This window comes from Candidatus Zixiibacteriota bacterium, assembly GCA_035380245.1.
In the GTDB taxonomy this organism is placed as follows: Bacteria; Zixibacteria; MSB-5A5; order GN15; family FEB-12; genus DAOSXA01.
The window spans coordinates 1-21,433 of the sequence record DAOSXA010000003.1; the positions used below are offsets into that span (position 1 = coordinate 1).

The window sequence follows — 21,433 nt, forward strand, 5'->3', positions numbered from 1 at the left end:
CTGCGAGGGACTTTTGGTTCGAAAATTCGGGTGCTTTTTCACACCACAGGCCGTGATTCCATAACTCCCAAAACAGGCCGGTCGACTCAAATCATTATTATAACAGGGATTGCCCAACCGGACGAGCTTCTGACCTCGTCCTGAGAAAACAGAGAATCCGGGGTCAAACAGAGAATGAAAGGCTGGAAAATGGTGGAAATGAGGTAGGTGGAGAGCGGTTTAGCGTCGATGTTAAAACCGCCCAAACCCTTTGAAAACAAGGGGAAATAGAAAACCCGTCGCCCCCGAGAGTGGTCCCGGAGAGACGGGTTGTCTTTTTCAAAATGGTGGAGGTGGGGGGAATCGAACCCCCGTCCGAATCTAGCGCCAGGCCGACGTCTACGTGTGTAGGCTGTCTACCATTCTCGCCCCGATAGCTGCCGACAGCCAGGCCACTCTCGGGGTCAGTCTATGAATTTTAGGCTTTCCTTATAGACATCGAAAAGCCGAGCCTTCTTTTATCGACGCCGCCGATCCGCCTCGAAGGCTAAGTCGAAGGGCGACGGGCACTTTCCTAGTTAAACTAGGCAGCCATGGCGTAATCGTATTCGCCAATTATTGTGTTTGCCCGGTTTGTTAACGAGGCCCCAGACAACCCCGACACGCTGTCAACCCCTCACCAAACCCGTCGAAACCAAGTCACCCCCAGAATCTTGACGGCGGCAGATTAACTGCCGGAGAAGAGCTAACACTCTTTATACAATATACCTGTCGGCGGCGATTATTCAACCGCTCAGGCAAATATATTACGCCAGCCGGCCGGAATTGTTCCGACCAATTTGTCCCACCCCTGGACGGGGTTGTTGACAAACTTCCATCGCGGCGGAGACAAGCCCCGCCGCTACGCGTTAAAGATCTCTAACCTCGCGTAGCGGGCGGCCTCGTGTCGCCCGCATAACAAACGTGTTCTGCCGATTGTTCGGGCGTCTGGCTTTTTCAACAACCCCTGGACGAATGGACCACCGGACTGTTTACACCAATGCTCCTGCTTACGAACTTACAAGCTCAACCTCAGGCCGAACTGGTTGACCGCGTCCGGCTCGAACGTCGACAATATCCGCTGATAATTAAGGCTGAAAATAGACCAGACCGGCTTGACCAGCGAGAGCTCGACATAATGGTCGCGATCGAGACCGGACGAGAAATCGAAATTATAGTCGGCGGTGAATTCGAAGGTGAACTCGGTGAACAGCTTGAACGAGTTGATCGAGACGATTTGAATCGTTCGACCACGATCATTGCCGGGATCGTCATAGTTCTGAAAAAGCGAAACTTCGTTGGTGATTGGGAAAAATCCCACATTGCCCGCACGGTTTTCCCAGGACGGGATGACACCGGCGGAGGAAAGAGATGCGGTCGCCGTCAGGACAGCCGCCATGCAGACGAGCAAAACAAGCTTGCGCATGATAAGACTCCTCGAAAGAGTTGATTGGTTATGTCAGACAATGAAGTATATCATTCGGAAGGGGGGAGAGCAACGTAAAGAGATTCGGGGAATCGTTTGACAGGTCCGCATTACAGTGTTAATCTGAATAAGAGCTCAGGAGAGAGATTTGGTAAGTAACAATTCACGACAAATCAAGATCGGCGTGAGCACCTGTCTGCTCGGACAGAATGTGCGCTACGACGGCGGTCACAAACACGATCGTTTTCTGACCGAGTCGTTGGGACGATTCGTCCGCTTCGTGCCGATCTGCCCCGAACTCGAAGTCGGTATGGGAGTGCCGCGCGAAGCAGTCAATCTGGTAGGCAATCCCGAAACTCCTCGCATGGTCGGTAATAATACCGGTGAAGACTGGACCGACCGCATGAACGAATTTTGTAAACGCCGGGTACGGCGCAAAGATGTCCAGGCCCTGTGCGGGTATATTTTGAAACGTAAGTCTCCTTCGTGTGGAATGGAGCGGATTAAAATTTACAACGAAGAAAGCGGCATGCCGACCGGAGCCGGCCAGGGCTTATTTGCCGCTGATTTGATGCGTGCCTATCCGTATCTCCCGGTTGAGGAGGAGGGGCGATTGAACGATCCGGGGCTGAGGGACAATTTTATCGTGAGAGTCTTTGCCCTCTATCGCTGGAAGGAGTTGAATCGACAACCTTTCAGTCGCAACCGCATGGTGGAATTCCACACCCGTCACAAATATCTGCTACTGGCGCACAACCCGCAGATGTACCGCGAAATGGGACGATTGGTTGCGGCGGTCAAGGAAATACCCCCGGCGCAGTTCAAAGAGCAGTACCGCGACTTGTTCATGCGCACGCTCTCTTATCGCGCCACCACCCGCAAGAATGTCAACGTACTGCAGCATATTGTCGGTTTTATCAAGAAGCAGATGTCGGTGGACGAAAAGCGCGATGTGCGCCAGGCAATCGAAGATTACCATTCCGAGTTAGTGCCGCTGATCGTCCCGATAACGCTGATACGGCATTTTATCCACAAGTACGGCATCGACTACATCCTGGCGCAGGTCTATCTCAGCCCTCATCCCAAAGAGTTGATGCTGCGCAATCACCTGTAGGTTCGGTAACTACAGTATAACATTACCGCGCCGGGGCTAACGTTGTATATTGCTGCCACTTTACTAACTGCTTTGGATCTATTATCTTAGCTAAGCTCTCATCTGCCGGTTTTATGTATGGCTCGGTTTTATATATGCGTCTGATAGTTGATTGGTCTCCCTTGGTGAGTTGCCAGTATCGCGCAGCTTTGTACATGACATCGTTTATATTGGAACTGTGGTTAGTGGCGTTTTCGTTCGGACTTGCTATACCAAGGGCGTGACCTAACTCATGAGTGGTTACGATTTTGTATCCTTCACTGTTAAGTCCTGTTGTTATCTGGACTGTACAGTCATAGAATTTCTTGCTCGACATATCGATTTGGTGGGTACACAAACCAGCATAGTTGTTGGTTAATTCTGATCTGTACCAGACATCTATTTTCACTGCCGGAGTGAAATTCAATCTGCAGTCGGAGGTGTTACACGTTATTGTGCGAACCGAAATTCCTGCTGATCGCAGTGTATTCACCCAGGCGTCGCGCGCGTAATCCAGGGCATCTTCGGCAGCTTGTTTATTGAAGTCGGAAGGGACTTCGCTCGGTAAATCATGAACCCTGAGTACGATCAGTGCCCCACCGTCAGAGTTGGTGCCCAACCAGTTCAAGAAAATCCAGCGTTGAAGACTCTCATTGTAATAAAGCACCTCCTCGAAATATTCTGGGGTGTTCAGATCTTGTGTATCTTCCGGTTCCGTGGTTTTTTTTTCGCAGCCGGTAGACAACATTGCGACGATGCCCGATAGTAGCGCGATAAGGGTGAAAAACGTGCGACGGAAGAGGATTATTCCTGCTGTATTTTGTGTTGATTGATGCATTTTTTGTTACCTCACATTCTTAGTTCTTGCTTCGAGAGGGTAACGTTTCAATGCGATGGAATTCGGAATTGTAATTAAAAAAGCTGTTTGTTGTGAGGACTATTGCAAACAATTGTATGGTCGACAATCGATTAGATATATTTTATGTTGAGCTGTTATAAGTGGAGTTAAGGCTGGTGGATTGAGACTACCCTGAGAGAGAGCCTTTTACCAGTTGAACGTGTTTCGGGATGTACTAGGGACAGGCAACCGGGGCGGGGCCGTTGCTGAACATGAAACTGACGATATAGACCAGATCGGAAATATCCGGATCAAGTCCGCCGTCGCCGTTCACATCGGCCTCGGCCGGGCAAGGCAGCAGTTCGCCGCCTGAAAACATATAAGTCACCAGATAAACAAGATCGGCGATATCGGGGGAGGAGGCGCCGCTGTGATTGATATCGGCTCGATGCATGCAGCAGCAGGCGTTTCCGATACCGTCCTGATCATTGTCCGCCTGGTCCGGATTGGAAACATCCGGGCAGTTGTCCTGATCCGCACAATAGCTGTCCTGATCGCCGTCATCTTCGGGATCGACTGGACAAGGATCACACGGATCACCCGCGCCGTCGGAATCGGTGTCGACCTGCTCCGGATTGTAATTGTCCGGACAGTTATCGCAGAGATCGCCAGTCTCGTCATTGTCGGAGTCGGCTTGATCGGCGTTGCTGTGATTGGGGCAGTTATCGCAAACATCACCGACACCGTCGAGATCGCCGTCCTCTTGAAGCGGATTATAAACCGAGGGGCAATTGTCGTCGAAATCGGGAAGATTGTCGCCGTCAGGATCGTTGAGTGTGACCCTTACCGTGAATTGACAGGAATCGGCAAGACTGGCCTCATCCACGGCTATCGCCTGAACCAAATGGCTTCCGATCTCGAAATAGCTGCCGTCGGGAGGATCCGGGATCAACTCGGGATTGCCGCAATTGTCCGAAGCTGTCAGGCCGTATTGCACGTACGCACCGTAAAGGCCGGAGTCGTTGACCACCTCGATCAGGTCGGGACATGACAAGATCGGCGGTTGCTCGTCAACGACCGTGACGTTGAATAACATCGTATCGGTCAAACCACTCGCATCGGTAGCCGCGACCTCGACGGTAGTCGTACCAACCGGGAAAAAACTACCGGATGACGGGGTGGCCGTCAACGATGCACCGATACAATTATCGCTCACCTGCAGAAAAAAGACCACGTTGGCGCCGCATCGGTTCAATTCCGCCGCGACCGTGATATCTTCCTGAGGCGTCAGCACCGGCGGTTGTGTATCGACAACGGTAACGCTGAAAAAGCAGGAATCGGACAGGCCATAACGATCTACCACTCGTCCTTTAACCGGAGTCGTGCCGATAGGGAAGAAGCTGCCCGATGACGGCTGGCACATGCCGGAGGCTTCACAATTGTCCTCGGGAGTGACGGCGTATGTGACAATTGCCCCGCATGAGTTGGGATCGGCCGGAACGATAATGTCTTCCGGGCAAACGGCATGAGGTTCCTCGTCATCGTAGACGGTGACCAGAAAACTATCGATGACCGGAATGTAGGCATAGTCAATAGTGATGCACCGGACGTAGGTAGAACCGACCGGAAAGAGTGAGCCCGAGGAGGGACGGATGTTGGTCGTGGCGATGCCGCAATTATCCAGTGCCGTTACGGAGAAAGCTACTATCGCGCCGCATTCGCCGGGATCGGATGACTGCGTGATCGGGTCGGGTAACAACAGTTGCGGCGGTTGATTGTCCTGAACGGTGATGGTGAAATCACAACTGTCGACATTGCCAACCGAGTCGATCGCAACGCAGACAACATCGTTGGCTCCGGCCGCAAACCAACTTCCCGATGATGGATAACAACTGATGGTTGCTCCGGGGCGATTGTCACTCACTTGTGCCTCAAATTCAACGATAGCTCCGCATTCATCCAGCTCACACGGGACGGTGGTATCACCGGGACAGATCGCTACCGGCGGGAATGTATCCGGGATGAAAGCCGAAACCCCGCCATTGTAGAAATCGACCGTACGGGTCATATTGCCGCTGCCTCCGGTCCCGCATGTGGAGGGCGCTCCGGCGCCGGTCGGGAATGAAGAATCTCCCGTGATTTCTTCCTGAATAAAACCGTTGAAATCATATACGTGGGACGAGATGTACAAACTGTCACCGAGACGGGTGGAAAGCGAGTTGTCGCCGCAGTCGTACCAGATCCATTTGAGTGACAGATATTCTTCTTCGAGCTCGGGATTAACACCGATCTCATATCCAAGATGTGCCAGCACGCCGCCGTCGGCGCCGTAGCACCAGGGGTGAGTCGAACCGTTGTTGACATCGGCGATGGCTACCATACGAAGGCAGGTCTGATATTCCTGGCTATATGTAAAATACTCCCAGTCACAGTTGGCAATGATTTCACCCGCCGTCACCGACTGAAGTGTCAGACCTTCATGGGCGACCACAAGTAAATCGAAACCGCCCAATTCAGCACCCGAGGGATTGTCCAGAGTAAGATCAAAAAGGACGTTTTGCCCCAATTGAGCGCCCATGAGGCGGGGTATCGTGATATTGGTTTGTGCGGATCCCCGACTGGCCAGAAGAAGACCGGCCAATAGGAAAGCATGGATTACCTTTTTCATACCTGGTCGTCCGATCGATGTAGTCGCTGTAATATGCGCTCTAAAAGCAGTATCGTCAAGAACGGATCGAGTCCACAGCGGGGAATGATCAGCGGGCTGGTTTGATCCAGGTGCCGAACATTTCGTTGTTCAGGAGATCGCGCAGGGTCAGGTGAATTGAGCGGTTGGTATAACCGAGTTCGGTGCGGGCTTTCATGCTCGAATAAGCCCAATCGTAATCGAGCATACGGACGATATCAGGGTAAAATGATATCTTCCCTTTACCGAACAGCTTACTCCAGATTACAGCCCAGCGACTGAGGCAATTCAGCATCGGCCGCGGCGGACGAACGAGATGCGGGGTTTTCCCGATAAGTGAGGAGACATCGAGCAACAATGCTCGTATGACGATATTATCGCCGGCCAGCAGGTATCGCTCCCGATGGCGGCCTTTCTCACAGGCGGCTAAAAGACCGGTCGAGACATCGCGAATATCGACCAGGTTAAGGCGGTTGGACAAGTCCGGAATGAGCCAGCGGCTGAACATCTTACGGGCTTTACCATAGTCGTCGCCGGTGCGCGAGGGGGCAACGATAATCGACGGACAAACTATAACCAGTTCGGTCGGGCTGTCCTCGGCAAGTTTCAGCAGTTCTGTCTCGGCGGCGCGCTTGGTCATTAAATATGGAATTCTCAGACCGTCCAGGTTGTATTCCTGTTGTTCGTTGACCAGGGTGAAATCGCGCCGTTCGCGGTCCTTGCCGAAATCCTTACGACGTACTGCGCCGACCGCTCCGACCGTTGAGACATGAACGAACCGCTTGACTCCGGCGCGCATCGCTGCCTTGTACAGATTTATCGCGGCAAAGGTATTGATCGCCGTGAACTGGGTAAGGCGATCCTGACGGAAATTTACCCAGGCGGCAGTGTGAATGACGAGGTCGATCCCCTCAACCAGCGGTGTCGGATCGGTGTCCTGACGAAGATCCATCACCCGCTTCTCGAGATTGAACTTGTCAGCATAATGAGAGTCGGAAGTTTCACGCAGATGAACGACAGGTTTAATACCTCGCCGTGAGAGATCATATATCAACTGCTTGGCTAACGACCCGGCCGCGCCGGTTATGAGAATACGATTTTCTGAGAGATTCAGAGCCATACCGCTTGCCAATTTTATCGGTTCGTCTTTACACAAACAGGATTATTGATAAACAATTGTAATTCGGCGATCAATGCATTTCTATCGGTTGCCGTTTTCGACCGTTGACAAAGACCGGGGATGAGCCTTATTAAAGGGCAGGTAGTCGATTGTATCAGGCTGGAAGGATAATCAATATGGGTTTCGGGTCTAATTTCTGGCAGTTCCTTAAGACACAAAAGAAATGGTGGTTAACACCGATCGTAGTAGTGTTGTTGTTACTGTCCCTGTTGATTATCTGCACGGAGTCGTCATCGTTGACTCCTTACGTTTATTCGGTCTTCTAGGTGAGGTGGTTGGTGTCCCAGGGCAATTTTAATCTCGGACGGAAGTTTGTTTACAGCCTGCTGGTATTCTTTGCTCTTCTATTGATAAGTGAAGTGGGATTGAAGCTGGCCGGGAATGAGAGCCGGGTAACGAATCGCTTTTTCGTGCTCAACCGAGCGCTGGATTATCCTGAGGTATTTGCTCGTGACCACGACCTGTTCTGGCGTCTGCGGCCGAATCGTACGGTTACATCGGAATTCTTTGAAGGAAAAACCTATCGGATCAACAGCCGGGGACTTCGCGGTCCGGAACCGACCACGGAGAAAACTCTCCCGAGGTTGATGGCTGTAGGCAATTCGTGTACGTTCGGTTGGGGGGTGGGTGACTCGGCGACCTACATCGCTCGGGCGGGTCATTATCTCGACGGTCGCTACGAAGTGATCAACGCCGGTGTGCCGGGCTATTCTTCTCTGCAGGGATGCCGCTTCTTCGAGCGAAATTTGAAAGATATTCGGGCCGATATCGTCTTTGTCATGTTTGGTTGGAACGACCAATGGGCCGCAGCCGGGGGGATCGCCGACAAGGATCAAAAACTGCCGCCGGAATGGATTTTATCGTTACAAAATGGTCTTAACCGATTTGGTACCTACCGGGTGATCAGGAAAATCTGGCTGGAGGCTATTGAGCCGAACGTCGACTCGCTTTTTGACCGTGATCATATCGTCTACCGGGTCGGGATAGACGAATCGATCCGGAACGTTGTCCAACTCTGCAAGGCAATCAAAGAAAACGGGGGGATGCCGGTGATTCTCACACAACCCCAACCGAACCTGACTGATCATCCTGAGGCCGCACCCTGGGCGCATCCGATCAACTACCACAAGCAATTGAATAACAGACTTAGACAAGAATCCGCCTGGTTGTCGATCCCGATGATCGATATCACTGCCGGATTCGATGAACACCCCGAATTCTACGATAACCCGGCGGAGGATTTCATCCATTTCAACGCCGCCGGGCATGATTATATCGGGCGCCGTCTGGCGCAGTTCGTGTCCGAAGAGATTTAGTCTATTGGGCGAATCGTTTCAGAACGGTTATCAAACGATCGATATCGCGTTCGTTGTTGTACAAATGCACCGAGGCGCGAACCGAGCCCTCGCGCTGAACCAGCACGATCCCCGCCTTAAGAATCTCGTGATGCAATTTCTCGACATCGTTGCAGGAAAATGTAAAGATGCTGGAGCGATGTGCCTTTTCCATGGATGAGGTGATGGTGTAGAACGGCTCCTGTTCGATATAGGCGGCCAGGCGGTCGATTAAGGCATAGTTGTGCTTTTGAATGTTGCGCACTCCGAGTGACTCGAACATCGCCACGGCCGCTCGCATCCCGATCAGGTTTGTCGTCACATAATAGCCCATTTCGAAACTCAGGGCGGCGTCGGAGATCGGCAGGTTGTAACGAAACAGATCGGTGAATTGAACTTTCCAGTCGGCCGCCAGCCAGCTCACGAACGGCAGTGAGAGTTTGTCGCGCACTCGGTCGGAAAGATAGAAAAAGCCGCAACCCTGCGGGGAAAGCATCCATTTCTGACATCCGGAAGCGAAAATATCGACTCCCAGTCGGCGGAGATTGAGCGGTTCCACTCCCATGCCCTGGATGCCGTCGACGACTAAAAACAGGTCGTGACGGCGACATATCTCGGAAAGGTCCTTGAGATCGACTTTATAGCCGTTGAAAAACTGCACCCAGGAGACACACACCACCCGGGTACGGCGACTGATTGCTTTCTCAAGAATATCCAGATCGAAACAGCGATTGACCGAGGGAATCTGTTTGATCTTCAACCCTCGCAGCCGTGCCGCCTCGCGCCAGGTGTAAATGATTGCCGGGAATTCGACATCGGAGCAGATAATCTCATCCCCGCGTTTGAGCGGCAAACCGAAAGCGGCGATGTTGATGCCGTGGGTGGTGTTAAGACCTATCCCGACTTCATCTTGCGAGGCTCCGATCAGTTTGGCATAAGCCTTACGAAGATAAGCGGAGTTATCGAAGGCGTCATGGGAATCATCGCGACGGGCTTTCATGCGCAGGTCGAGATTCTCGGAAATTGCGGCGGACACCGTTCTGGCGAACGGCCCGTATGAAGCAGCGTTGAAATACACTGTCTTAGGCGCATGTGGGAACAAGGCGCGAACTTTTTTAAAAGCGTCCTGATCGTTCATATTCATCCGTTACAGGTAATAAAGGTATCCGATTATTGCCAGACTGCCGGCCAGCTTGATCAGATGGCTGAGCAGCACGAACAGCAGATATGGCATGTATAGCCTGAGTTTGATCGAAAGAAGGATAACCGGCGGTGCGCTGCCCAGCGTGAAGGCAAACAACGCGGCCGCCAGGCCGGACCGTACCCCCGTTAGCGGCAGTACCGTAAACAGGACCGCAAACGCCAGGGTCGGGATCGCCACGATGAACACATAGTCGATCAGGAAGCAGGTCAGACGGGTTCCGAAATCATCCTTTTCGAGTAGTTCGGCCGGGATACCGCGCTTAACCTTCATAAGGCTCCCGATTATTTCCATCAGAATACTAACCGCCAGGAGGTAAATGCCGCCGACTACGAGGCAGTAAATGAGCAGAGCGTGAGAGATCATTTAAGCCATCCTTGCTGTAGATACCATTGATATGTCTGCCGGGCTCCCTCGGAGAAAGGAATCTGTGATTCAAATCCAATCTCGGATCGAGCACGCTCGGTGGAAACCTCCCATGCCGCCAGCAACTCACCGGCCTTCTCACGGGTGAGCATCGGCGTTGCCCCGACCAGGCGAAACAACATTTCCGATACGAAAGCGATAGCCCGGAACAACCATCCCGGCAGGCGCAGCGGCAAACCCTTACGTCCCACCGCTTGCCCAACCAGCGCCACTAATTCGGCCATACCATAGGCGTTCTTCTCGGAAATGAAATAGACCCGTCCCGAAGAGACCTCCGCCGTTGCCGCGTGATAAATACCGTTGGCGAGATCATCGACATGTACCAATTGAATTTTCCGGTCGGGTTTGCCGATTACCGGTCGAAGCCTTCCATGGACCGCCTGGAAAAAGGCAAATATCTCTTTGTCGCCGGGGCCGTAAACACCAGGTGGGCGCACCGCTGTAACCGGTAGCTTATCGGCGAAACTCAATGCAACTCGCTCTCCCGCCAGTTTGGAGCGGCCGTAAACGGTGATCGGTTCCGGCGGGTCGTCTTCGGTTCGAGGTCTGCTCGCGGGAGCCGGTCCGGCGGCGGCCAGCGATGAAATATAAACAACGCGCTTAACGCCGGCATTGGCTCGGACGATTGCTTCCATCAGATTGCGGGTGCCGGTTTCGTTGATGTCGAAAAATGTTTGCTCGCGCTTGGCTTTAACTACTCCGGCATTATGGACGATGTATTCGACTCCGGCTACCAGATCGTCCAGACTTCCCGGGTCGTTTACATCGCCGTAGCGATATTCGACCTTGAGATTTTCGAGTGAGGAGATATCCGAGCTGCGGCGGACACCGGCTATTACATGAAAGCCCTCTTTAAGGAAACGACGGCACAGCCGGGAACCGACGAAGCCGTTGGCTCCGGTAATTAAAACGCTGTGGGAAAGGCTTAACATGGTGCCAAAATACGGGAGCCGAGTTCCTCAAACAAGTCTTGAAACGATCTCCATTCGAATAGAGAAATCCATGAATGCCGGGATCACAGTCTCGCGTAGCGGGCGGCCTCATGTCGCCCGCAATCAGGTTGACGTTGCCGTGGTAGCCCGGGCGTATGTAAAGAACCTCAGAACACCTGGGCCGAGAAGCGGTAGATTTCAGCGAACTTGTCCAAATACGACTTACGAGGCAGTCCGGCCTTGAGACAGGTTTGTTCGAGAAATTCCTCGGTTGTCCAGCCGTATTCGGTGGCAACCTGCGGCAGCAGCAGACCGGAGTGCATATCGAGCTTAATCAGGAGGCCGTCGCGGCCCACTTCGATTTCCTTGATATCGTGCACACGCACCAGCGGAGACAACACGGAAATCTCGATATCGACATGTTCGAATTCAACCTCCGACAGAGCCGGAAAGCGAGGATCCTCGAACGCCGCGGCCACGGCCATTTCGGCAATAGTATCGCTAAGAGGCAGGCGAGCTCTGATCTGACCGATACAACCGCGCAGTTGTCCGCCGATTTCGAGCGTAACGAATGCCCCCCGTTTGATCTCGGACAGCTCATCGGCCGCCGGAGTGAACCGGTGTCCCTTGAAATGGGCCGCAATTGCCTGACGAGCGATATCGTGCAACTTCTCCTGAGCTTCCTCGTCAATCCGGTCGCTGTGGCTGGGACGAGCCGGTGGAGCGCCTATCTCCGCTTGCGGCATGATCTTCTTTTTGGTGGTTATGGCAGCCGAGAGATATCCAACCACCTGATCGAAATCACCGGTGGTTTCACCTGAGGTAGTGTAGTCGAGAATCTCAATATCCGATGCTCCGAGGCGTTTGGCGGCAAACATCACCGCCGCAGTCGGGCCGCCGCCGCAGGCTTCGGTTTCACCGTCCTCGAGCTGTTCGATCAGGCGGCTGGGATCAAAGGCCGCCACGGTCTCACGAGCGACACTGTCCAGCCGGCGAGCGGTTTTTTCATCGTGGAAATGAGAAAGATCGGTCGAAGCGACCATCAGGGCCGAGCGATTACGCAGAACCGACGCCAGTGCTTCTCCCAGCCCGCGTACGGTGCTTTCTTCCTGATCCCCCATGACAATCGGAACGAGCTTGAAATTCCCGAGGACTATTTGGAGGAACGGGAGTTGCACTTCAATAGCATGTTCTCCGCGGCTGGAACCGGTTGCATGGCCCTTGTTGGAAATGTAGATGCCGGGGCTGATATCGGTTAAACGCTCCCGGATCTCATTGTCAATCGGAATCGGACCCAGCGGTGTTTCATAAGCATCACCGTCAAATACCGAACATCCCTGGAAAAAGACGGTATGAGAGGGGGCCACAATCACCACCGTATCGTAGGTGAGGCCATCGAGCAGCTTATAGGCTTTTGCGGCGATCCGACCGGAATAGGGATATCCGGCATGGGGAACGATCAGGGCCAGGGGAGAGCCTCCCAGAGAACGGTGTTCAGCCTCGGCAAAAAGCTGGGCGATAGTGTTGCTCAGGGCTCCGGCGGAACCGGGGTAAAACATTCCGGCGGCGGCCGGTTTTCTGATTCTTTCCACGTCGCTTATTCCTCATTTCAAAGTGCTGCTGGGCATGGTATAACGTTGAATCTCAAAAGTCAATCCGATAGCCCGCAGATCGTCGTTTGAGCACCCCAATAGATACGAATTCATGGACCCGGAAATGCCGATTTTTGTCAAGTCGGAGCCTTTATTTTCCGTTATTAATCTTATGGAGCTAGAAATCCCGAAACGGCTGCATCAATATCAAATTGCCGAAGAGCTGGGCCGAGGTACGCACGGCGTTGTCTATCAGGCAATTGAACCTCTTTATCAGCGACTGGTGACGGTCAAATTGCTGACTCCCGATCCGGAACATCCGGATGAGTGGCGTCGGCGAAGGTGCCACAGCCTGAAAGCCGCCCGGGAGCTGAACCATGTCAACATTTGCCGTCTGCTGGATTTTGCGCCGTTTGAGGACAGCCTGATTGCTGTCTACGAACATGTCGATGGTCATACCCTCGAATCGGAATTGGCCGAAGGGCCCATCTCGCTGGATCGTTTCTTCGATCTTGCCGGTCAGATTGCAACCGGGCTCGGGTATGCTCACGAAAATGATGTAACTCACGGTAATCTTCATCCCGGCAATATCATGATTGCTGAGGATGGGGTAGTCAAACTGCTCGATTTCGGCTTGCCGCGTTTACGTTGCCGCAATGCCGGTATTCCCCCGGCTGGATATCCGGCCGAGATGTTGCCGTACTGCTCACCCGAGGAAATTGCCGATGACTCCGTTGGGAATATGGCCGACCTGTTCAGTACGGGGGTGGTGTTTTACCGCATGCTCAGCGGAATTCTTCCTTTTTCGAGCCCGGATCCAATCCAGCTCGAAGAGATGATTTTACACGAGGACCCGGACCTCAAGCTCCTACGTTCCTCCGGCGCCCCGAGTGAAATGATCCTCCTGCTTGAAAGCCTCATGTCCAAACGCAAGAAAGACCGCCCGGCTTCTGCCCGTGAGTTGGTCATTACTCTTCAGAGTATTCAGCAGTTCGAAGAACGGTTTAGCAATGTCGCGGACGATGGACGCCGCTCGGCATCACCCCGTACATATCTGGCTATGTCAGCCGTTTTCGTAGTTTTGCTGATTCTCTGGAGTCTCCTGGCCGGTCGCGACTAACCGCCTCGGCACGCCTTTTTTTCTTCAATCGTCAGTATAATAATTGCAACGGCCGGGTCTGTCGGGATCACATCCGGCGAAAAACTGTTTACGCCGGGGTCCGAATTACCTATCATTTATGGTTGGCCCTTAGGTTGAGGAGATTGAGAATAGTCGATATGAAAATTAGACACAACTCCGAGACGATCCACATCAAGGAAATCGTACCGGTTGTCTCGTTGCGCGATGTAGTGGTTTTTCCGCACATGATGTACCCGCTTCTGATCGGGCGAGAGTTCACTATGAAAGCCCTGCAGGAAGCGATGGTCCAGGACAAACTGCTGGTTCTGGTGGCCCAGCGCAAGGCTGAGATCGATGATCCCACCTTCGATGACCTCTACACGGTCGGTATCGTAGCCCGCGTGCTGCAGGTTATGAAAGTCCCGAACGGTACTCTGAGGGTGCTGGTCGAGGGAATTACCCGCTGCCGGATAGAGTCGTTCATTCGTTCCGGTGATTATTTCTCGGCCCAGATTTCATTACCCGAGGTCCAGCCGGAGTCGAATGTTCGCGAGCTGGAGGCATTGTCACGCTCGGTTGCGGAAAAATTCGCCGAATACGTCCGCATGAATCGCCGTATTCCTGACGAGGTGCTGGTGACGCTCGCCTCGATCGAAAATCACGAGCAACAGGCGGATACGATCGCCGCCCATATTCTCCAGAAAATTGAAACCAAGCAAAAAATGCTCGAGGCGTTCGGTGTCAGAGAGCGCCTGGAACTGCTGGCGAGATTACTCAAGGAAGAGATCGAGATTCTCAAGATCGAGCAGAAGATCGACGGCTCCGTGCGGGAATCGATGTCCCGCAGTCAGCGCGAGTATTATCTCCAGCAGCAGTTAAAAGCTATCAAGGACGAGTTGGGGCAGTTCGATGAGCCGGGAACCGAGGTCGATGATCTCTATGCCAAACTCGACGCCAACGAATACCCCGAAACGGTACGCACCCGGGCCGAGGAAGAAATAAAAAAGCTGTCCAAGATGCACCCGTATTCAGCCGAATCGGGAGTAGTGCGCTCATATCTCGACTGGTTGCTGGGATTACCCTGGTTCGAAAGAACCACCGATCGGACCGATTTCAAAGAGGTTCAGTCGATCCTTGACGGCGACCATTTCGGCCTTGATAAGCCCAAGCAACGCATCCTGGAACATCTGGCGGTTATTCGTCTGGCGGGCAAGGTGCGCGGTCCGATCCTCTGTCTGGTCGGCCCTCCGGGGGTTGGCAAAACTTCCGTAGGACGTTCAATTGCAAGAGCTTTGGGGCGTAAATTCGCCCGGATGTCGCTTGGCGGAGTCCACGATGAAGCTGAAATCAGGGGGCATCGCCGGACCTATATCGGTGCTCTGCCGGGTCGGATTATCCAGGCGATTAAAAAAGTCCAGACCTGCAATCCGGTGATCCTGTTGGATGAAATTGATAAGGTTGGGAAAGATTTCCGAGGCGATCCGTCGTCGGCGTTGCTCGAAGTCCTCGATCCGGAACAGAATAATACCTTTACCGACAACTATCTTGAGGTCGAGTTCGATCTGTCGGATATCCTGTTCATAACGACAGCCAACAGCGTGGCCTCGATACCGCCGGCTCTGCGCGACCGCATGGAAATTATCAAGTTGCCCGGTTATCTTGACTTTGAGAAAGCGGCTATTGCCCGCGACTACCTGACCCCGAAGCTCAAAAAGCAGACCGGGTTGGACAAGAAAATAATCTTGTTCCGCGATGATGCCCTCTATGAGATTATCCAGCATTACACGCTGGAGTCGGGTGTGCGCGAGTTGGAACGGCAGATGATATCCATCCTCCGCAAGATCGCTGTGACGATTGCTCAGGGAAGACGGATAGTACGGCTTGTCGTGACTAAATCGAAGGTCAACAAGCTGCTCGGAGCACGCAAGTATGTCGAGACGAATATCAAGACCAAACCGACGATCGGTTATGCTCTGGGTTTGGCCTGGACTGAAATGGGCGGTGATGTTCTGCCGGTCGAGGTGGTGCCGATGCGTGGTAAGGCCCGTTTGACGCTGACCGGATCGCTGGGTGAGGTAATGCAGGAGTCGGCCACCGCCGGGCTTTCGTACGTACGTAATCATGCCTCCGCGTTCGGTCTTCCCGAGGATTTCTACGAAAAGCTCGAACTGCATGTACATATCCCCGAAGGAGCCGTTCCGAAAGATGGCCCCTCAGCCGGAGTTACGCTGTTGACGGCCATGGTGTCGAGTTTGACCGGTATTCCGGTCAAGACCTCGATTGCAATGACCGGCGAAATAACCCTCACGGGGGATGTCCTTCCGGTGGGTGGATTGAACGAGAAGCTTCTGGCGGCCAAGCGCCTCGGTGTAAACCATATAATCGTACCGGCTCGTAACCGCAAAGATATAAGTGAATTGAAGAAAGAACTGCTCAAGGGATTGAAACTCTCATACGTGCGTTCGGTCAGAGAGGTTCTGAAGCTGGCGATGGAGGAATCGCCGTTCAAAGGCCGTGAACGACGTCTGGCATTGCCGACGACCGCACAGCCGCAATAGAGACGGTGCTAAAACCGGTATTACGATTTATATGACATGACTTCGGTTTCGCACCGCGAGCCCGATGAAGGAAAAAGGCGATCGTTAAACAGATAGACTGCAAGTTCGTTGGTTCTTTTTATGCTCTGAACCAGATTCCGAAAGACCGGCTACCTCAGGTGGCGTTTGCCGGTCGTTCCAATGTGGGGAAGTCCACCCTGCTCAATAAGCTGGTGGGGCAACACAAGATGGCCAAGGTCTCCTCGACGCCCGGGAAGACTCGCGCCCTCAATTTCTTCCTTGTCAACAACCGTTTCTATTTCGTTGATTTACCCGGCTATGGTTTTGCCAAAGTGCCGGATAAGGTACGTGAAAGCTGGGGGGAGTTGATTGAAGGCTATCTGACCGAATCTCCTTATCTCAAAGGTCTGGTATTGCTCCTTGATTGTCGCCGGGAACCGGCCGGCGAGGACCTCCAGTTGATGGAATGGCTGGCGCGGCGCGAGTTGCCGACGTTGATGGTGGTTACCAAAATGGACAAGCTGAATCGCGATAAATCCAACCGCATAATTCACCAGGTAGAAAAACAACTGGGACTACCCGCGATCGGCTTCTCGGCGCTCAGCGGACTGGGTAAAAAAGAACTGCTGGGGGCGATATTCGACTTGATACAGAACGAAACTTAACCCTGAGATATATGATTTAAAAGCATGGGTAAAAACACGATTGTAGTGGGATGCCAATGGGGCGATGAAGGGAAGGGGAAAATCGTCGACCTGCTGGCTTCCGAGGCGGACATTGTTGCCCGTTTCCAGGGAGGGGCCAACGCCGGACACACGATCAAGGTGGGGGATGAAAAATTCGTTTTCCATCTGATTCCATCAGGCGTTCTTCATCCGGGCAAAGTCTGTTGTATTGGCAACGGTGTCGTGCTGGATCCGTTCGGACTCAAGGAAGAACTGGATGTTCTGGCGGCGCAGGGGATCGATTACAACAATTGTCTGCGTATTTCGCCGGCCGCCAATCTGGTCCTGCCGTATCACAAACTGATCGATGCCGTTCAGGAAAATAGCCGGGGAACCTCGAGTCTCGGCACCACCAAACGAGGTATCGGACCGGCATATATCGACAAAGTCGCTCGCAACGGTATCCGGGTGGTCGACTTGTTCGTCCCGGACCGTCTCCGCAAGCGTCTCGATTATCAGCGTAAGATCAAAGCCGAATACCTCGAAGGTTCCGAAGACGAACGAGCCGATCTGGATCGGACTTATAACGAGCTGATCGAACTGTCCGGATTGTTCCGACCGATGGTGATCGATGTCTCCCGGTACCTGTTCGAAGCTCACAAAGCAGGTAAGGCGATCCTGTTCGAAGGAGCCCAGGGAGTGATGCTCGATGTCGACCTCGGGACTTATCCGTTCGCGACCTCGTCCAACACCACCGCCGGCGGCTGTCTCACCGGACTGGGGATCGGGCCGCGTATGATCGATGAGGTGGTCGGCGTGATTAAAGCCTACACCACCCGCGTCGGCGCCGGACCGTTTCCGACCGAGTTGATCGATGACTGCGGTGAAAGACTGCGCGATAAGGGGGATGAGTACGGCGCCACTACCGGACGGCCTCGCCGCTGCGGCTGGCTCGATCTGGTGGCTCTGAGACATGCCGTACGAGTCAACGGTGTTGACCGAATCGCTATTACCAAACTTGATGTGCTCGACGGCCTCGAAGAAGTCAAAGTCTGCACCGCCTATGAACTGAACGGTGAGACGCTTTCGGAAGTACCTCTGGACCTGGCTGAACTGAGCCATGTCAAGCCGGTTTATAAAACTCTCCCGGGCTGGTCCGGAAAATGTACCGCTAAAACCCGGTTCGAGGATCTTCCGGATAAAGCCCAGGACTATCTGAAGTATATCGCCGCTGATCTCGATGTCGGTATTCGGGTGGTTTCTACGGGTGCCAAACGTGATGAAACGATAATGATGTAACTAAAAATCAAGATGGAGTAACAAATGCGTTTATTTCTGACTGCTGTTATGACTCTCCTGATCCTGACCGGTCTTTGCTGCGCCGGTGACAATCAGACCGATAAAACAGAAAAAGAACCCGCGAAAGCGGTTGAAGCTCAAAAACCTGCTACGCCGGAACCGTCCCAAACCGAGGCCGAATGGATCGACCATGAAGCCGGTTTCAAATACCGTGATATTACTATCGGCGATGGAGATGAAGCCGAGGCCGGGAAACAGGTCCAGGTCCATTACAGCGGCTGGCTCTGGGTCGACGGCAAAGCCGATAAGCAGTTCGACAGCTCAATCCCGCGCAACCAACCGTTGCCGTTCCGCGTTGGCGGCGGTGGTATGATCGCCGGTTTCGATCTTGGGGTTCGCGGCATGAAAGTCGGCGGCAAACGCCAGATTCTTCTCCCACCGGAAATGGCCTATGGCGCCCAGGGTCGCCCGCCGGTTATTCCGCCGAACTCGACCTTGATGTTTGAAATGGATTTGGTCTCAGTTAAATAATTACTGAAAAACAGAAGGAGAAGATTCGCGGGGAGCGAACCTTCTCCAACCAATACCAAGCATTGAGAGGTATGAAGAAGCGTTTCTGTGTAGTGTAACGCTTATACACGGAGAATGGTTCACTGGATTCCAGGTTTTTAGGAAAATGAGATAAAAAAAGTGGATTCTGACGGTCCATGACTCCATTGGGATGGCGAAAAAGCTGTACGCGCGGATGTTCAGCAAGACACGTCAGTAATGCGGGCGACACAAGGCCGCCCGCTACACGAGGTTATGGCTCTTTAACGCGTAGCGGCGGGGCTTGTCTCCGCCGCGATTGTGACTTTGTGAGGGTTTTTCAACACTCCCGAGGGCCCGGCCGGGTCGCCAGGGCGATCAAACCTGTTGATTGGTCACTGATGGCAGCCAAAAAGTGTTGACATAAGACTTCGGTCCATTATTTTAGACCGTCCGACGAGCCCGTGAGGGGTAAGTCTGGGGGTGTAGCTCAGTGGCAGAGCTCCTGCCTTTTAAGCAGGTTGTCGATGGTTCGATCCCATCCACCCTCATACTTGCCCCTTCTTCTTTGGGGCAAACCTCCTCACTTCTGAAATCGCAGCGAATTCGTGGGCGGCATTTTTTCTAATTCTTGTGCCAACTCAACCTCTCGTAGGCCGTGATCCCTGCGATCTCGGCCGATTTAACACGCGGACGTTATATGGGTTAATCCGCCCGTGAATTATAGTGAGCGGCAGCCCTTATGCCTTACACTTTGCGATTTCCGTGGGCGGCAGACGTCCCGTCTGCCCCTGCAGCAGTACACCCAGGCAAACGGTGCCCCACCCATCGGGTGAGAATTTCTGGGCGGCAAACCTCCCGGTTTGCCCCTGTGTCTAAGAGATTGGTGGCCCACCCGTCCACGGGTGGGGAATACTAAACCTGACTGCAAATCCGTAGCGAGGGTCCGTCTTCGAACCCGCGTGTTCGAACTCCGTGGGTGGCAGACGTCCCGTCTGCCCCTGCAGCAGTACACCCAGGCAAACGGTGCCCCACCCATCGGGTGAGAATTTCTGGGCGGCAAACCTCCCGGTTTGCCCCTGTGTCTAAGAGATTGGTGGCCCACCCGTCCACGGGTGGGGAATACTAAACCTGACTGCAAATCCGTAGCGAGGGTCCGTCTTCGAACCCGCGTGTTCGAACTCCGTGGGTGGCAGACGTCCCGTCTGCACCTGCAGCAGTACACCCAGGCAAACGGTGCCCCACCCCTCGGGTGAGAATTTCTGGGTGGCAAATCTCTCCCGGTTTGCCCCTGTGTCTAAGATTGGTGGCCCACCCGTCCACGGGTGGGGAATACTAAACCTGACTGCAAATCCGTAGCGAGGGTCCGTCTTCGAACCCGCGTGTTCGAACTCCGTGGGTGGCAGACGTCCCGTCTGCACCTGCAGCAGTACACCCAGGCAAACGGTGCCCCACCCCTCGGGTGAGAATTTCTGGGTGGCAAATCTCTCCCGGTTTGCCCCTGTGTCTAAGAGATTGGTGGCCCACCCGTCCACGGGTGGGGAATACTAAACCTGACTGCAAATCCGTAGCGAGGGTCCGTCTTCGAACCCGCGTGTTCGAACTCCGTAGGCGGCAGATGTCTCGTCTGCATCTGCAGCGGTACACCCAGGCAAACGGTGCCCCACCCCTCGGGTGGGAATTTCTGGGTGGCAAACCTCCCGGTTTGCCCCTGTGTCTAAGATTGGTGGCCCACCCGTCCACGGGTGGGGAATACTAAACCTGACTGCAAATCCGTAGCGAGGGTCCGTCTTCGAACCCGCGTGTTCGAACTCCGTAGGCGGCAGATGTCTCGTCTGCATCTGCTGAAGCAGATAGTAGCGGAACTCTTGCAGTCCCGACATCTTTGCTGCCGCACTTCTCCCATCGATTCGCTACAGAATGCGATCTCGCGTACTTAGTCAGCGGGCTGGCGCCACGTGCGCGAGTCCCATGGCGGGGGAAAAGAAGTGCTTAAATATAAAAAATACAAATCGAACCCATTTCCCCCTAAGCGAATGGCGGATATCTGGTTTAGAGGACTCAATGATCGGAGACTGTGGATAACTGCTCTCCGGGGGACATTCTTCAGCCCGCCGCCGCGCTGGTGCAATGGCCGGGATCACAGGGATCCCGGACTCCTGAGGCCGGTTACCTGTTGAGAGTTCTCCGGGTAATCCGTCTTCGAATCTGTCCAGGGATGTTCTTCCTATCCGAATTATGCTCACTTATTAATGCGAGAAACTCCGGCTGGGTGGGCCGGAGTTAGAAGGAGGAATAAGTTGTAATCTATGTTAAGCCGAGGAGCTTTTAAATAACTCAGCGTTCTGCTTTCTTATACGTAGTATCCCCGAGGTGGTTTCAAAATCTCTGCCAATTTGGCAATGAAGGTTCCGATCAAGCCACCGTCGAAGTCTGCCGACCTGTTAGTCATTGCAGTCCGACCGGGCCGACGGATCGAAAGAGACCTTGCCAGAACC

16 protein-coding genes, 1 tRNA gene and 1 other RNA gene are annotated in these 21,433 nt (G+C 53.5%); 9 read left to right on the plus strand and 9 right to left on the minus strand.

Annotated features, from left to right (window positions below; genetic code table 11):
- Window positions 1-324: 324 nt before the first annotated feature.
- Both ssrA and PLF13_10400 read right to left on the minus strand, forming a co-directional pair.
- Window positions 325-686, minus strand: a transfer-messenger RNA (tmRNA) gene (gene ssrA, locus PLF13_10395).
- Between the two features lie 350 nt (window positions 687-1,036).
- A complete protein-coding gene (locus PLF13_10400) occupies window positions 1,037-1,444 on the minus strand; it encodes a hypothetical protein (GenBank protein HOP07688.1) in 408 nt (135 codons plus the stop codon).
- Window positions 1,445-1,592: 148 nt separating this feature from the next.
- Between PLF13_10400 and PLF13_10405 the strand changes: the two genes are divergently transcribed.
- On the plus strand, window positions 1,593-2,558 hold the full coding sequence (locus tag PLF13_10405) for a DUF523 and DUF1722 domain-containing protein (protein ID HOP07689.1): 966 nt from the start codon (window positions 1,593-1,595) through the stop codon (window positions 2,556-2,558).
- 22 nt (window positions 2,559-2,580) lie between these two features.
- On the opposite strand, the gene PLF13_10410 is transcribed toward PLF13_10405, so the two are convergent.
- The 3 genes from PLF13_10410 to PLF13_10420 form a co-directional block, all read right to left on the minus strand.
- Complete coding sequence (locus PLF13_10410; GenBank protein HOP07690.1) at window positions 2,581-3,414, minus strand: hypothetical protein; 834 nt, start codon at window positions 3,412-3,414, stop codon at window positions 2,581-2,583.
- Window positions 3,415-3,649: 235 nt separating this feature from the next.
- Window positions 3,650-6,082: an HYR domain-containing protein gene (locus tag PLF13_10415; GenBank protein HOP07691.1), complete on the minus strand. Its 2,433-nt coding sequence runs from the start codon at window positions 6,080-6,082 to the stop codon at window positions 3,650-3,652.
- 88 nt (window positions 6,083-6,170) lie between these two features.
- A complete protein-coding gene (locus tag PLF13_10420) occupies window positions 6,171-7,220 on the minus strand; it encodes an SDR family oxidoreductase (GenBank protein HOP07692.1) in 1,050 nt (349 codons plus the stop codon).
- Between the two features lie 176 nt (window positions 7,221-7,396).
- Here PLF13_10420 and PLF13_10425 point away from each other — a divergent pair, with 176 nt between their 5' ends.
- Window positions 7,397-7,546: a DUF5989 family protein gene (locus tag PLF13_10425; protein ID HOP07693.1), complete on the plus strand. Its 150-nt coding sequence runs from the start codon at window positions 7,397-7,399 to the stop codon at window positions 7,544-7,546.
- Window positions 7,547-7,558: 12 nt separating this feature from the next.
- A complete protein-coding gene (locus PLF13_10430; GenBank protein ID HOP07694.1) occupies window positions 7,559-8,596 on the plus strand; it encodes an SGNH/GDSL hydrolase family protein in 1,038 nt (345 codons plus the stop codon).
- A 1-nt stretch (window position 8,597) separates the two neighbouring features.
- On the opposite strand, the gene PLF13_10435 is transcribed toward PLF13_10430, so the two are convergent.
- The 4 genes from PLF13_10435 to amrB all read right to left on the minus strand — a co-directional run bounded on the left by PLF13_10435 (window position 8,598) and on the right by amrB (window position 12,765).
- On the minus strand, window positions 8,598-9,752 hold the full coding sequence (locus PLF13_10435; protein HOP07695.1) for an aminotransferase class V-fold PLP-dependent enzyme: 1,155 nt from the start codon (window positions 9,750-9,752) through the stop codon (window positions 8,598-8,600).
- Window positions 9,753-9,761: 9 nt separating this feature from the next.
- Window positions 9,762-10,181, minus strand: a complete 420-nt coding sequence (locus PLF13_10440; protein ID HOP07696.1) for a hypothetical protein — start codon at window positions 10,179-10,181, stop codon at window positions 9,762-9,764.
- The gene (locus PLF13_10445) at window positions 10,178-11,173 is read right to left on the minus strand and encodes an SDR family NAD(P)-dependent oxidoreductase (GenBank protein ID HOP07697.1); all 996 of its coding nucleotides are present in this window, start codon (window positions 11,171-11,173) and stop codon (window positions 10,178-10,180) included. Before PLF13_10445 ends, PLF13_10440 begins: the two co-directional genes overlap by 4 nt.
- 167 nt (window positions 11,174-11,340) lie before the next feature.
- Entirely contained in the window at window positions 11,341-12,765 is a 1,425-nt protein-coding gene (gene amrB / locus PLF13_10450; GenBank protein ID HOP07698.1) for an AmmeMemoRadiSam system protein B, read from the minus strand.
- A 124-nt stretch (window positions 12,766-12,889) separates the two neighbouring features.
- On the opposite strand from amrB, the gene PLF13_10455 reads away from it, so the two are divergent.
- From PLF13_10455 to PLF13_10480, 6 genes are all read left to right on the plus strand, one after another.
- Window positions 12,890-13,885: a serine/threonine-protein kinase gene (locus PLF13_10455; GenBank protein HOP07699.1), complete on the plus strand. Its 996-nt coding sequence runs from the start codon at window positions 12,890-12,892 to the stop codon at window positions 13,883-13,885.
- Between the two features lie 158 nt (window positions 13,886-14,043).
- A complete protein-coding gene (lon, locus tag PLF13_10460) occupies window positions 14,044-16,443 on the plus strand; it encodes an endopeptidase La (protein ID HOP07700.1) in 2,400 nt (799 codons plus the stop codon).
- Window positions 16,444-16,535: 92 nt separating this feature from the next.
- Window positions 16,536-17,108, plus strand: a complete 573-nt coding sequence (gene yihA, locus PLF13_10465) for a ribosome biogenesis GTP-binding protein YihA/YsxC (GenBank protein HOP07701.1) — start codon at window positions 16,536-16,538, stop codon at window positions 17,106-17,108.
- Between the two features lie 24 nt (window positions 17,109-17,132).
- Entirely contained in the window at window positions 17,133-18,407 is a 1,275-nt protein-coding gene (locus PLF13_10470) for an adenylosuccinate synthase (protein ID HOP07702.1), read from the plus strand.
- Between the two features lie 183 nt (window positions 18,408-18,590).
- Window positions 18,591-18,938: an FKBP-type peptidyl-prolyl cis-trans isomerase gene (locus tag PLF13_10475; GenBank protein HOP07703.1), complete on the plus strand. Its 348-nt coding sequence runs from the start codon at window positions 18,591-18,593 to the stop codon at window positions 18,936-18,938.
- Between the two features lie 476 nt (window positions 18,939-19,414).
- Window positions 19,415-19,486, plus strand: a tRNA-Lys gene (locus tag PLF13_10480).
- The last annotated feature ends 1,947 nt before the right edge of the window (window positions 19,487-21,433 follow it).

Coding starts and splice junctions, on each gene's coding strand:
- PLF13_10400 (HOP07688.1), bottom strand. CDS start 1,444: ATGCGCAAGCTTGTTTTGCTCGTCTGCATGGCGGCTGTCCTGACGGCG.
- PLF13_10410 (HOP07690.1), bottom strand. CDS start 3,414: ATGCATCAATCAACACAAAATACAGCAGGAATAATCCTCTTCCGTCGC.
- PLF13_10415 (HOP07691.1), bottom strand. CDS start 6,082: ATGAAAAAGGTAATCCATGCTTTCCTATTGGCCGGTCTTCTTCTGGCC.
- PLF13_10420 (HOP07692.1), bottom strand. CDS start 7,220: ATGGCTCTGAATCTCTCAGAAAATCGTATTCTCATAACCGGCGCGGCC.
- PLF13_10425 (HOP07693.1), top strand. CDS start 7,397: ATGGGTTTCGGGTCTAATTTCTGGCAGTTCCTTAAGACACAAAAGAAA.
- PLF13_10435 (HOP07695.1), bottom strand. CDS start 9,752: ATGAACGATCAGGACGCTTTTAAAAAAGTTCGCGCCTTGTTCCCACAT.
- PLF13_10440 (HOP07696.1), bottom strand. CDS start 10,181: ATGATCTCTCACGCTCTGCTCATTTACTGCCTCGTAGTCGGCGGCATT.
- PLF13_10445 (HOP07697.1), bottom strand. CDS start 11,173: ATGTTAAGCCTTTCCCACAGCGTTTTAATTACCGGAGCCAACGGCTTC.
- PLF13_10455 (HOP07699.1), top strand. CDS start 12,890: ATGCCGATTTTTGTCAAGTCGGAGCCTTTATTTTCCGTTATTAATCTT.
- lon (HOP07700.1), top strand. CDS start 14,044: ATGAAAATTAGACACAACTCCGAGACGATCCACATCAAGGAAATCGTA.
- PLF13_10470 (HOP07702.1), top strand. CDS start 17,133: ATGGGTAAAAACACGATTGTAGTGGGATGCCAATGGGGCGATGAAGGG.